Annotated in this window: 10 protein-coding genes and 1 pseudogene; 10 read left to right on the top strand and 1 reads right to left on the bottom strand. The window is 67.1% G+C overall.

Annotated elements, in window-relative coordinates; translation table 11 throughout:
* Positions 1–56 precede the first annotated feature (56 nt).
* Genes CQ034_RS16420 through CQ034_RS16400 form a run of 5 tightly spaced genes read left to right on the top strand, consistent with a single transcriptional unit; the run spans position 57 to position 6,711 of the window.
* The gene (locus CQ034_RS16420) at positions 57–1,610 is read left to right on the top strand and encodes an ABC transporter substrate-binding protein (RefSeq protein WP_105711905.1); all 1,554 of its coding nucleotides are present in this window, start codon (positions 57–59) and stop codon (positions 1,608–1,610) included.
* A gap of 55 nt (positions 1,611–1,665) precedes the next feature.
* Positions 1,666–2,607: an ABC transporter permease gene (locus CQ034_RS16415; protein WP_105711904.1), complete on the top strand. Its 942-nt coding sequence runs from the start codon at positions 1,666–1,668 to the stop codon at positions 2,605–2,607.
* Positions 2,604–4,427 carry a dipeptide/oligopeptide/nickel ABC transporter permease/ATP-binding protein gene (locus CQ034_RS16410; protein ID WP_258134246.1) on the top strand — a complete coding sequence of 608 codons (1,824 nt, stop codon included), beginning with the start codon at positions 2,604–2,606 and terminating at the stop codon, positions 4,425–4,427. Before CQ034_RS16415 ends, CQ034_RS16410 begins: the two co-directional genes overlap by 4 nt.
* A complete protein-coding gene (locus CQ034_RS16405; RefSeq protein ID WP_105711903.1) occupies positions 4,424–5,248 on the top strand; it encodes an ATP-binding cassette domain-containing protein in 825 nt (274 codons plus the stop codon). The genes CQ034_RS16410 and CQ034_RS16405 overlap by 4 nt, the downstream gene beginning before the upstream one ends.
* A complete protein-coding gene (locus tag CQ034_RS16400) occupies positions 5,245–6,711 on the top strand; it encodes a glycoside hydrolase family 43 protein (protein WP_105711902.1) in 1,467 nt (488 codons plus the stop codon). Before CQ034_RS16405 ends, CQ034_RS16400 begins: the two co-directional genes overlap by 4 nt.
* Here CQ034_RS16400 and CQ034_RS16395 read toward each other — a convergent pair whose 3' ends face one another.
* A complete protein-coding gene (locus CQ034_RS16395; protein WP_105711901.1) occupies positions 6,712–7,326 on the bottom strand; it encodes a TetR/AcrR family transcriptional regulator in 615 nt (204 codons plus the stop codon).
* A 100-nt stretch (positions 7,327–7,426) separates the two neighbouring features.
* Between CQ034_RS16395 and CQ034_RS16390 the strand changes: the two genes are divergently transcribed.
* From CQ034_RS16390 to CQ034_RS16370, 5 genes and pseudogenes are all read left to right on the top strand, one after another.
* The gene (locus CQ034_RS16390; protein WP_105711900.1) at positions 7,427–8,671 is read left to right on the top strand and encodes a glycoside hydrolase family 1 protein; all 1,245 of its coding nucleotides are present in this window, start codon (positions 7,427–7,429) and stop codon (positions 8,669–8,671) included.
* A 27-nt stretch (positions 8,672–8,698) separates the two neighbouring features.
* A complete protein-coding gene (locus CQ034_RS16385) occupies positions 8,699–10,060 on the top strand; it encodes an MFS transporter (RefSeq protein WP_105711899.1) in 1,362 nt (453 codons plus the stop codon).
* Positions 10,061–10,084: 24 nt separating this feature from the next.
* Entirely contained in the window at positions 10,085–10,915 is an 831-nt protein-coding gene (locus tag CQ034_RS16380) for an SDR family NAD(P)-dependent oxidoreductase (protein WP_258134245.1), read from the top strand.
* A gap of 78 nt (positions 10,916–10,993) precedes the next feature.
* Positions 10,994–12,787, top strand: a complete 1,794-nt coding sequence (gene uidA, locus CQ034_RS16375) for a beta-glucuronidase (protein ID WP_105711898.1) — start codon at positions 10,994–10,996, stop codon at positions 12,785–12,787.
* A gap of 29 nt (positions 12,788–12,816) precedes the next feature.
* Positions 12,817–13,328, top strand: a pseudogene (locus CQ034_RS16370) (bifunctional D-altronate/D-mannonate dehydratase); the annotation flags it as partial.

Here is a 13,328-nt window from a genome sequence, read left to right as displayed (position 1 = left end):
ACCCTCAGTGACAAGCGGTTGCGCATCATGTCGTTTCATCCAAAGGAGTATGAACAATGTGGAACACCCGTAAGCACCGTCGCCGTGTGGCTCTGCCCGCTGCGATCCTCATCACCGCACTCGCGGTCACCGGCTGCGCTGCCGGAACCGACTCGACGCCCGAAGGCACGTCGGCGGCCGTCGTCGAGAAGGACCTCGCAGTCGCCGCGGTGTCTGCCCCCAACTCGCTCGATCCCGCTCAGATCGTCGACGGACAGCAGATGTTCGTCTGGTCGTCGGTCCTTGACACCCTGCTGCGCAAGGACCCGGAGACCGGTGAACTGCTTCCAGGCGCCGCCGAGAAGTGGGAGTACAACGAGGACGGCACTCAGCTGACCCTCACTCTGCGCGACGGCATGACCTTCAGCTCCGGGGACCCGGTCGATGCTGCGGCCGTCACCGCGACGTTGCTGCGTTCGAAGGCGACGCCGGGAGCCGTGCAGAGCCGCCTCGCCGCGGTCGCCGACGTCGTGGCCGAGGACGACAAGACGGTCGTCATCAGCTTCTCGGCATTCGACCCCCAGTTCCTCGACAACCTCGCCCAGGGGCCCGGCGCCATCGGTGACCCGGCGACCATGGACGAAGAGCGCACGGCCACGGATCCAATCGGCTCCGGCCCGTTCACCCTCGATGTCGGAAAGACGGTCCCGGGCAGCAGCTACGTCCTCGTCAAGCGCGATGACTACTGGGATGCCGACAACGTGCCGTTCAAGACGCTAACCGTCAAGGTGCTGCAGGATCCGACGGCATCGCTCAATGCACTGCAGGCGGGCGAGCTCAACGCGGCGACCGTGCAGTCGCAGGTCGTCTCGCAGCTCGACGCTAGCAAGTTCACCATCACGGTGAACGACGCGGTGGCCGTGGGTTACCTCAACATCCTCGATCGCGCAGGCGAGAAGTTCCCCGCGCTCGGTGACGTGAAGGTTCGTCAGGCGATCAACATGGCGATCGACCGCGAGGGCGTTCTCAAGGGCATCTTCAGCGGAGTGGGCATCGCCACGACTCAACTGGTCAGCCCGTTCGGCGAGATCTACGACGAGAAGCTGAACGACGAGTACGAGTACGACCCCGAGAAGGGCAAGGAGCTCGTCGAAGAGGCGGGCTACGCCGGCGAGACCTTCCAGATCCCGAGCACCTTCTTGAGCACGACTATCGAGCCCGTGCTGACGCAGGCGTTCGCTGACATCGGTCTGACCCTCGAGTGGGTGACCGTGCCGCCGCAGCAGGCGCAGGCAGCTGCCCGTTCCGGTGACTACGGGCTGTACTACCAGATCCTCGGATTCAACTCGGACTCGGCAGATCTCGCGACCACGATCGGCGCCGCCGGCTTCGGCAACCCGACCGGGTACACCGATCCGACGCTCGATGGCTACTTCGACGAGATCAACAACACCGTCGACTTCGCGGATGCTCTCCCGGTCTACAAGGAGCTGAACGAGTACGTCGTGGATCAGGCGCTCGTCGCCCCGATCGCCTACATCGGCGCGACGTGGGCGACCGCTGACGGGATCACGTACGTCGGCAAGGCGAACACGCTCGCAACCATCCGACAGTTCGACGTCACCGAGTGAGTGACGGGTGGGGGTGCGGCGCGCCGCATCCCCACCACACACCGGGAGTCTCTTGATGCTCAGCTATATCCTCCGCCGACTCGGCGCCGGCGTCGTACTCGCGATACTGGTCACCCTCATCACCTTCCTGCTCCTCAGCACCTCGTTCCGTGACGTGGCTCAGGCGATCCTCGGCACGTCGGCGACGCCCGAGGTGGTCGACGATCTGATCGCCGCCAAGGGGTGGGATCGACCCGTCCTCGTGCAGTACTTCGACTGGCTGATCCACGCCGTGCAGGGCGACTTCGGTGTCTCCGTGTACACATCGCTGCCGGTCGGTCCGTCGGTCCTGCAGCGGCTCGCGGTCACGCTCTCGATCATCGTCCCAGCGCTGATCCTGACGGTCATCCTCTCCGTCTTCCTCGGAGTCTGGGCGGCATCGCGCGGCGGGATCGTCGACCGCATCGCCCAGGGGATCTCCCTCATCGGGTACATCGTCCCCGGGCTCCTTCTGGCGATCGTCCTCGTGGTGGTCTTCGCCGTGCAGCTCAAGTGGCTTCCGGCAACGGGATTCACTCCGTTCGCGGAGGATCCCGCTGCATGGGTCCGCAGCATCACGATCCCGGTGATCGTGCTCACCATCGGCGGTGTGGCCAACATGGCGGCTCAGGTACGTGGCCGCATGATCGACGAGCTCCGTCGCGACTACATCCGAACCCTGCGTACGCGGGGATCGTCGACGACATCGATCGTCATCAAGCACGCGCTGCGCAACGCCGCGAGCCCGGCGCTCACGGTGATGTCGCTGGAGTTCATCCAGATGTTCGGCGGTGCACTCATCATCGAGAACGTCTTCGCTCTTCCGGGCTACGGCAGCTTCGCGTTCAACGCCTCTCTTCAGGGCGACATCCCCGTGATCATGGGCATCACTGCCTTCGGTGTGCTGCTCGTCACCGTCGTCAACCTCCTCACCGACCTGGCCAACGGCTGGTTGAACCCGAAAGCGAGAGTCCATTGAGCGACGAACGCCCACCCCAGACCACCACCGGTACCGTGACGCCTCCCAGCACCGAGGTGCTCGTCACCCTCGAGAATGCGGCGAAGACCCGCACGTCGACCTGGCGCCGTATTCTGCGCGACCCGCAGGCGGTCGTGACGCTCGGGCTTCTCGCCGTGATCTTCCTGCTCGGTCTGCTCACGCCCTGGCTCGCACCGCACGGCCCGAACGACGCCGAGCTCTCGATGATCAACGCGCCGGTCGGCACCCCCGGGTACCTGCTCGGTGCCGACGAGGCCGGTCGCGACATCCTCTCGCGCCTGCTCCACTCCATCAACACGGCGGCCATCTCGGCTCTGATCGGAGCCGGTGTGGCTCTGGTCGTCGGAGTCGTAGCCGGTCTCATCGGCGGCTACTTCGGTACCGTCACGCGGGCCACCACCGAGTGGCTGTTCAACCTCATCATGACGTTCCCCGGCATCCTGCTGCTGATCATCCTGATGCCGGTCACCGGCGGTGACTACCGCTTCACGATGCTGATCTTCGGCGTGCTGCTGTCGCCGGGCATCTACCGCATCGTCCGCAATCTCGTGCTGGGGGTGAAGAACGAGCTCTATGTCGATGCCGCCCGGGTGTCGGGGCTCGGCAACCTGCGCATCCTCGGTCGCCACGTGCTCTTCGTCGTGAGAGGGCCGATCATCATCGCCGCGGCCTTCATGGCGGGCTCTGCGATCGCGGTGCAGTCGGGTCTCGCCTTCCTCGGCGTCGGTTCGCTGCAGATCCCGAGCTTCGGCTCGATGATCTCGTCTGGCTTCCGCAACCTCTACATCGCTCCTACACAGTTCCTCTGGCCGAGTTTGCTGCTCGGCGTCATCACGGCGTCACTCGTGCTGCTCGGGAACGCTCTGCGCGACATCCTCGAAGGATCCATGCCGAAACCGGCCAAGGTGGGTCGCGGTCAGCGTGTGCTCGACAGTGCCGGAGAGGCGACGGCCGCGCGGACGGGGCTGCTCGAGATCAACGACCTCGCCATCGCCTATCCGCGTCCGAGCGGCGGCCTGAACGAGGTCGTACGCGGCGTCGACCTGTCGATCGCCCGCGGACAGATCGTCGGGCTGGTCGGCGAATCCGGGTCGGGGAAATCACAGACAGCCTTCGCCTCGCTGGGGGTGCTGCCCAACGAGGCGGTGATCACCCGCGGGTCGATCCGCTTCGACGGGCGCGAGCTCGTCGGACTCACGGATGCGCAGATGCGTCCGCTGCGCGGTAAGGAGATCGCGTACATCCCCCAGGAACCCATGTCGAACCTCGACCCGTCGTACAAGGTCGGCGCACAGCTCGTCGAGGGCGTGCGGTCGGCGCTCGGTGTGACGCGCGCGGAGGCATCCGGTCGGGTGCTCGCGCTGCTCGAGCGGGTAGGCATCGCTGACCCGAAGCGCACCTTCGATTCCTACCCCCATCAGATCTCGGGCGGCATGGCGCAGCGAGTGCTGATCGCCGGCGCCGTCGCGAGTCGGCCGAAGCTGCTGATCGCCGACGAGCCGACGACCGCGCTGGATGTCACGGTGCAGGCCGAGATCCTCGACCTGCTGCGAGACCTGCAGTCCGAGCTCGACATGGCGATCCTCCTGGTCACTCACAACTTCGGCGTCGTCGCCGACCTCTGCGATCGCATCGCGGTGATGCAGAACGGCGTGATCGTCGAGTCCGGCACCGCTGCGGAGGTTTTCTCGCGCCCGACGCACGAGTACACGAAGATGCTGCTCGGTTCGATCCTCGACGAGAGCACGGTTCGCACCGATCCGCCCGTCGCGGTCTCCGATGAAAGGACTGACCGATGAGCCTCCTCGAGGTCGATGAGCTTCGCGTCGCCTTCCCTGGACGGGGATGGCGGGCCAAACCGGTGGAGGTGCTGCACGGCGTCTCGCTCGACGTCGCGCCGGGGGAGACCCTGGGGCTGGTCGGCGAATCCGGATCGGGCAAGACCACGATCGGACGCGCGGTGCTCGGCCTGGTGAAGCCGTCCGGCGGGGACATCCGGTTCGACGGGACGTCGATCGCCGGGATCTCACCTCGGGATCGCCGTCGCCTGTCTCGTGACATCCAGGTGGTGTTCCAAGACCCGTACACGTCGCTCAACCCGTCGATGACTATCGGCGACATCCTCGCCGAGCCGCTGGTGATCCAGGGCGCGACGGCGAAGGATGCCCGCTCGCGGGTCAAGACCCTGCTCGACCAGGTCGGGTTGCCCTCGGATGCCGTCGAGCGACTGCCCCGGGAGTTCTCGGGCGGTCAGCGTCAGCGTGTAGCCATCGCGCGCGCGCTGGCTCCCGAGCCTCGCCTGATCGTGTGCGATGAGCCGGTGTCTGCTCTGGACCTCTCGACCCAGGCGCGCGTGCTCGATCTGTTCGTCGAGATCCAGCGAGCGACCGGGGTCGCCTATCTCTTCGTGTCGCACGACCTCTCGGTCGTCCGCCACATCAGTCACCGGGTGGCCGTGCTGTACCGCGGCGACTTGGTGGAGACCGGATCGGCCGAGCATGTGACCTCGACCCCCGACCATCCCTACACGCAGAAGCTGCTGCTCGCGGCGCCGGTCGCTGACCCTGCACGTCAGCGCGATCGGCGCCTCGAGCGCCGCCGAATCATGGAGGCATCATGATCCAGAATCCGATCATCCCCGGTTACCACCCGGATCCGTCGATCTGCCGCGTCGGCGACGACTACTACCTCGCGAACTCCAGCTTCGAGTACTCGCCGGGCGTGCCGCTGTTCCACTCCCGTGACCTGGTCTCGTGGACGCAGATCGGCAACATCCTCGATCGCCCCGAGCACCTCGACGTGCGCACCGGACTCGCGGGCGCGAGCGGCGGGATCTATGCCCCGACACTGAGGCATCACGACGGCCGGTTCTGGATGATCACGACGAACATCCACGAGGTCGGGCGCGGACACATCCTCGTGCACGCCGAGGACCCGACCGGCCCGTGGAGCGAACCCGTCTACGTCGCCGGTCTCATCGGCATCGACCCCGACATCGCCTGGGATGACGACGGCACCTGCTTCGTGACCTGGAGCGACGTGATGCGCGGCGGCATCTCGCAGGCCGTCATCGATCCGCTGACCGGTGACGTGCTGTCGGAGCCGCGGTCGCTGTGGGCGGGAACGGGCGGCGCGCACGCCGAAGGGCCTCACCTGATCCGCCGCGGGGAGTGGTGGTACCTCCTGGTCGCCGAGGGTGGTACGGGGCCCGGCCATATGGTGACGGTCGCACGTTCCTCGAGCATCAGCGGACCCTTCGAGCCTGCGCCGACGAATCCGATCCTCACGCACCGCAGCACGAGCGCGGCCGTGCAGTCGACAGGGCACTCCGATCTCGTCGAGCTCGCCGATGGCACTTGGGCCCTCGTGTTCCTCGCGACCCGGCCCCGCGGCACCTTCCCGCGCTGGCACACCAACGGGCGCGAGACTTTCCTCGCGGGGGTGGACTGGGTCGACGCGTGGCCCGTCATCGACGAAGCGCGCTACGAGGTGCCGCTTGCGAAGACCTCGTTCGTCGAGGACTTCAGAGGCGAGGAACTGCATCCGCGGTGGATATCGCCGGGAATCTCACCGTCGTCGTTCGCCCGCACGAGCACCGACGGCCTGCTCCTCGAGCGGGGGAGGGACGCGCTCGCCGAGAGTGCCGAAAGGCTGCTCGCGGTGCGTGCCGAAGACGAACTCTGGTCGGCCCGCCTGCACGCGACGGGCGACGTCGCGCTCTCGGTGCGCATGGACGACGCGCACCAGCTGCTGATCGAACGCCGCGGCGCAGAGGTGCGCGCACGCATCGTCATCGGGCCGCTGAGCGACGTCGTCGCGCGCGCGGAAGCTCCGGTGGATGCGGTGCTCGAGATCAGAGCCACGGAGTTCGAAGCCGAGCGCGGTGCGCGTCGTGGACCCGACCTGCTGCGCACCGGCCTGGTCTCGGCGGAGGGATTCGTCGAACTGGCCACACTCGACGGCCGCTATCTGTCGACCGAGGTGGCCGGTGGATTCACGGGCAGGGTCATCGGTGTCGAGGCTCTCGGAGACCAGGTCGTCGTCAGTCGCTTCGAGTACGAGTCGGGTGCCGCTGCGGAGTGATCAGTCCTGCGAGCGAGGCCGCAGCTCCGGCACGAAGGTCGACATCAGCGACGTGACGCAGGTATCTACGTCGATCGCCGAACGATCGAAGAGCCACTGCGTGTGCAGCCCGTCCATCGCGCCGATCGTGATCGCTGCGAGGTGTGCCGGGGGCAGGTCCGTCGACAGGCGCCCTTCATCACCAAGCCGGCTGAACAGGCGAGTCACGAACGAGCGGATGTTGCGGTAGCGCGTCTCGAAGTAGTCGTGCGCCGGGTGAGCGGGCGCCGTGGCCTCTCCGGTGAGCACGGCGCTCAGCTCCACCAGGCCGACCCGCTGATCCCGTTCGATCAAAGTCGTAGCCATGCCGCGGAGCACATCGAGCGGATCGGCTCCGGCGCTCAAGACCTCATTGCGTGCGAGATAGTCGGCGCTGCGCTCGTCCTGCAGCGTGAGAACCGCCATGAGCAGGTCCTCCTTGCGGGGGAAGTGATGCAGCAGCCCGGTGTGGCTGATGCCCGCCCCACGAGCGATCTCGGCCATCGAGGCCCCGTGGAACCCGGACTCGCCGAAGATCGTGAGGCAGGCGTCGAGGATGCCGCGGCGGACGGCTGCGGTCTTGGCGTACTGGGCCATCGATACCTCCGGCGAGAAAAATAGTGAGGACTTACTATTTTATGTTACCGTTAGCTGGCAATCGGTTGTCACGATTGCTCACGATCGAGAGGATCCCTCAATGACGAACTTCCCCACCGGCTTCCTCTGGGGCGCCGCCACCGCCGGACACCAGATCGAAGGCAACAACGTCAACAGCGACTGGTGGGAGCGCGAGCTGACCATGCCGGGCATGGAACCCTCCGGCGACGCCGTCGACAGCTACCACCGCTTCCGCGAGGACATCGACCTGCTCGCCGACGCCGGCCTCGACACCTACCGCTTCAGCCTGGAATGGTCGCGCATCGAGCCGATCGAGGGCCAGTTCTCTCGCGCAGAGCTCGCGCACTACCGTCGAGTGATCGACTACTGCCTCTCGCGCGATGTCACCCCCTTCGTCACGCTGCAGCACTTCACGACGCCGCGCTGGTTCGCGAACGACGGCGGGTGGACGTCGCCGAAGGCGAAGGATCGCTTCCTGAGCTTCGTGACCCAGGCCACCACGATCCTCGACGGCGTCGAGTGGGTCGCGACCATGAACGAGCCGAACATGCAGGCGGCCATCATGACGGCGATGCGCCGCATGGCCGCTCAGGGCGGACAGTGGCAGAGCCCCACGGTCGAGGCGGATGCAGTCGAGCGTGACGCACCTGCGGAAAAGAAAGAAGAGAAGAAGCAGCACGGCTCCTTCCTCCAGGACGCAGACCCCGAGATCGGCCGCGCGTTCGTCGAGATCCACCATGCCGCCCGAGAGATCGTGCGCGCCAAGACGAACGCCAAGGTCGGCTGGACCATCGCCGCAGGCGCGCTCACCGCGGCCCCCGGTGGCGAGGAGAAGCTGAAGCAGATCCGCTACGGCAAGGAAGACGTCTATTGGGAGGGGTCCCGCGGCGACGACTTCGTCGGAGTGCAGGCGTACTCGTCGCAGGAGGTCGATGCCGACGGTCTTGTGCCGCACCCGCCGCACCCCGACAACACCCTCGTCGGCACCGCCTTCCGCCCCGACTCGCTCGCCATGGCCGTGCGCCACGCATGGGAGGTCTCCGAGGGCGTCACCGTGATCGTGACCGAGAACGGCATCGCCACGGCCGACGACACCCAGCGGATCCGCTACACGGATGCTGCGCTGCGCGGACTCGCCGACACGATCGACGAGGGCATCGACGTGCGCGGCTACCTGCACTGGACGCTGCTCGACAACTTCGAGTGGGGTCACTGGGCTCCGACCTTCGGCCTGATCGCCGTCGATCGCGAGACGTTCGTCCGCACGCCCAAGCCGAGCCTCGGTTGGCTGGGCGAGGTCGCGAAGCGCAACGGTCTGGCCTGACCGAAGCCACGCACAGAGGCCGAGCAGATGACCGTCGACGTCGACGATTCCCAGGGCGAAGGCCCTGCGGGGGCTGCGGGGCGCGTTCCCGAGGGCAACCTCGCGCTCCCGCAGCCTCCCTCTGCGGTCGTGCCGGATCCTTCTTCCGATGTGATCGAGGCGGGGAACGTCTCGGCGTGGTCGATCGTCTTGCTCGTCGCCGCGACCTTCGGGGCTGGCATGGCGATGATCGTGCCGATGGCGTACTCGCTTGCCGTGCGTCTCGATCAGCTGGCGCCCGGGCGCACCGAAGCCCTCGGCGTCGTCCTCGCGGTCGGGTCGGCCGCCACTCTGGTGCTCGCGCCGCTCACCGGTGTCCTCAGTGACAGGCTGCGCAGCCGCTGGGGGCGGCGGCGTCCGTTCACCGTGATCGGTCTGCTGATCGGCGCGGCCTCGGTGCCGGTCATGGCCCTCGCCCCGAATCTCAGCGTGCTCGCGATCGGATGGACGCTCTCGACCGTCGGGTGGGGAACCGCGGCCGCCTCGCTCGGGAACTGGCAGGCCGATCGCCTGCCGCCCCACCAACGCGGTCGCGTCTCGGGCCTCACGGGCGTCACGATGCAGGTCGCGCCCGTCGTCGGCATCATCCTCGTCGGATTCTTCCGCGACCAGGTCCTCCTCGTGTTCGCGCTCCCTGCTGCGATCGGCGTCGTGCTGGTGGTCGCGTTCCTCGCCGTCGTGCGCGATCCCGACAGCAGGGGGATGGTGTTCGAGCGGCGGCTGACCGTCGGCGGACTGCTGCGCAGCTACGGCTTCGACCCGCGGACGGCGCCGGACTTCGCCTGGAACTGGCTCGGCCGCTTCATCTTCTTCTCGGGGCTGACCCTCACCACCAGCTTCACCGTGTTCTTCGTCGCCCAGCGACTCGAGCTGCGGGTACCCGATGTCGCCGGAGTGCTCGCGATCGTCTCGGCGTCGAGCATCGTGACGGCCACCCTCGGCTCACTCGGAGGCGGATGGCTGAGCGATCGGGTGGGCAGGCGCAAGCCGTTCATCCTCGCGGGAGCCGCTCTCTTCGCGGCGGGATGCAGCGTCTCGGCGTTCGCCCACGATCTGCCGACTCTCATGGTCGGCACCCTGCTGAACTCTCTCGGAATCGCCACCTTCTCGGCCGTCGCCCAGGCGCTGCTGCTCGACGTGCTCCCCGATCGCGAGAGGGAAGCTGGCCGCTACATGGCCATCGCCCTGTTCGCGCAGAAGATCCCGGGGGTCTTCGCCCCAGTGCTCGGCGGGGCGGTGCTGGCCATCGGCGCCGGAGCCGAGAACTTCACCGCGCTGTATATCCTCGCTGCCGCGCTCGCCTTCGCCGGCGGGCTCGTCATCACCCTCTCGGTGCGCAGCGTCCGCTGATCACCGCCCATTCGAAACGGAGCAATGATGTCCTTTCCCTTCCCTGATGTCTCGTCGAACCCCCTCGCCTCGCTGATCGATCTGGCGGGCCGCACCGCGCTCGTCACAGGAGGCGCTCAGGGCCTCGGCCGTGCCATCGCGGATCGGCTCGCCGAGGCCGGTGCGAGCATCGTGATCGCCGACGTCGACGAGGGTCGCTCGCGCGCGGCGGCGGGCGAGATCGGCGAGCGCTTCTCGGTGCGGACGGTGGGCGTGCGAATGGATGTGACCGATGCGGCGTCGATGGCTGCGGCGACCGACGCCGCGGCGGCTGAGGTCGGTGTCCCGGACATCTGGGTGAACAACGCCGGGATCTTCCCCAGCCAGTCGCTGCTCGAGATGAGCGACGAGACCTGGGAGCAGGTCTTCGCGGTCAACACCCGAGGTGTGCGCAACGGCGCGCGCGAGGCGGCCCGTCGGATGCCGCAGGGCGGCGTGATCGTCAACATCGTCTCGACCGCGGGCTTCCGCGGGACTGCGCCCGGCCTGTCGGCCTACGTCTCGTCGAAGCACGCGGTGCGGGGGCTCACGAAGCAGCTCGCCCTCGAGCTCGCACCCCAGGGCATCCGCGTGCTCGGTGTCGCCCCCAGCTACGTGCCCACCGAGGGGAACATGGCGATGGCGGCCGCGGCGATCGAGCAGATGGCGGCCGCCGGCATCGATCCCTCCACCATGCCGTCGGCGATGTCGCAGAGTCTGATCGGCCGTCAGGGAACCCCCGACGACATCGCACGCGTAGTGCTGTTCTGCGCCAGCGACCTCTCGATGGTCATGACGGGCAGCACTCTGCTCGCCGACGCCGGGGAGACCATCTGACTGGCAATCGGTTGCCATTTCTTCTGAACTCTGCTGTACTGAAACCAAGAACGCAAAGAAGCGCACGAAAGGCCCTTGATGCTCAAGCCCATCGCCACCGCGACCCGTGACCTCGTCAAGCTCGACGGAGTCTGGAAGTTCGGGATCGACTCCCGCCTCCCGGAGGAGCCCTGGCTCGCCGCTCTCGACACGCCTCTCGAAGCAGCCGTTCCGGCGAGTTACAACGATCTCTTCACCGATCCGGCCATCCGCGATCACGTCGGCTGGGTCTACTACCAGCGGTCGGTGCAGGTGCCGCGCGGCTGGGCGGGGGAGCGGATCCTCCTGCGTTTCGACGCCGCCACGCACTCGGCGAAGGTCTATGTCGACGACCAGCTCGTCGGTGGACACGTCGGCGGGTACACACCGTTCGACATCGACGTCACCGATGTCGTGAAGCCGGGCACCGCGTTCCGGCTCACGGTCGCGGTCAGCCCCGATCTCAGCAACACCACCATCCCGCCGGGCAAGATCGAGGTCGGCATGACCGGTGCCAAGACCCAGACTTACTTCCACGACTTCTACAACTACGCGGGCCTCGCCCGATCGGTGTCGCTGTACTCACTGCCGCAGGTGCACGTCGATGACGTCACGGTCGTGACGACCTTCGAGGGTTCGACCGGTTTTGTCGACTACCGCGTCGAGACGGTCGGCGGTGCCGACGTGCGGGTGAGCCTGGCGGACGCCACCGGCGTCGTCGTGGCGACGGCATCCGGCCCGGAGGGACGTCTCGAGATCGCAGACGTCGTGCTCTGGAAGCCGGGCGCCGCCTACCTCTACGAACTGACGGTCGAGGCCGTCGACGCCGGCGTCGTGCTCGACACGTACTCGCTGGCCGTCGGAGTGCGCACGGTCGGGGTGCGCGGCGAGGAATTCCTCGTCAACGGGGAGCCGTTCTACTTCACCGGATTCGGCAAGCACGAAGACACGTTCGTGCGTGGCAAGGGTCATGACGACGCCTACATGGTGCACGACTTCCAGCTGATGGAGTGGACGGGCGCCAACTCGTTCCGCACCTCGCACTACCCGTACGCCGAGGACGTCCTGGACTTCGCCGACCGCCACGGCATCCTGGTGATCGACGAGACAGCGGCCGTGGGGCTGAACATGGGTGTCGTCGGCGGGCTGAGCGGCACCCCGCCGTTCCCCACCTTCTCGGAGCAGTATGCCGGGGCGGAGACGCACGCGGCGCACGCGCAGCACCTGCGTGAGCTGATCGGACGCGACAAGAACCACCCGTCCGTCGTGTTGTGGTGCATCGCCAACGAGCCCGCCTCGAACGAAGACGGCGCACGCGAGTACTTCGAGCCGCTGGTGGACCTGGTGCGCGAGCTCGACCCGACGCGTCCGATCACCTACTCGATGGTCATGTTCGCGACCTTCAAGAACGACCAGATCATCGATCTGTTCGACGTCGTGAGCCTCAACCGCTACTACGGCTGGTACATCAACGCGGGCGACCTCGCCACGGCCGAGATGTATCTGCAGGGCGACATCCAAGGCTGGATCGACCGCACCGGCAAGCCGATCATGATGCTGGAGTACGGCGCTGACACGATGCCGGGTCTGCACTCGGTGTGGGACCAGGTGTGGACAGAGGAGTACCAGACCGACCTGCTCGCGATGTACCACCGCGTCTTCGATCGCTTCCCGCAGTTCGTCGGCGAGCAGATCTGGAACTTCGCCGACTTCGCCACGACGAACGGCCTGCACCGCGTGGGTGGCAACAAGAAGGGCATCTTCACCCGCGAGCGCCGGCCGAAGTCCGCCGCGTTCGCTCTGCGCCAGCGCTGGCGGGGGCTCGACGGACGCAAGCCCGGCGCGGACGCCTGACCTACCGCCTTCACGCAGAGGAGAAGCACATGACCATCGACAGGGCTGACGTGATCGTCACGAGTCCCGACCGCAACTTCGTCACACTCAAGATCACGACCACCGACGGCGTGACCGGGCTGGGGGATGCGACGTTGAACGGCCGGGAGCTCGCCGTCGTCGCGTATCTGACCGAGCACGTGGTGCCGTTGCTGATCGGGGCGGACGAGTCGCGCATCGAGGACACCTGGCAGTTCCTGTACCGGAGCGCGTATTGGCGGCGGGGCCCGGTGACGATGGCCGCGATCGCCGCAGTGGACATGGCGCTGTGGGACATCAAGGGCAAGGTCGCCGGCCTCCCCGTCTACCAGCTGCTCGGGGGAGCGTCGCGGAACGGCCTGATGGCGTACGGGCACGCGTCGGGCAAGGAACTGCCGGAGCTGTTCGACTCGATCCGCGCGCACCAGGAACAGGGATACAGGGCCATCCGCGTGCAGACCGGGGTGCCCACGTTGAAGGCGATCTACGGGATCGCCGCACAGGGGGCCGATGTCGGCGACGC

The sequence above is a fragment of the Microbacterium sp. MYb45 genome (assembly GCF_002979655.1).
Taxonomy (GTDB): domain Bacteria; phylum Actinomycetota; class Actinomycetes; order Actinomycetales; family Microbacteriaceae; genus Microbacterium.
This window is presented reverse-complemented; position numbering and strand designations above follow the sequence as displayed.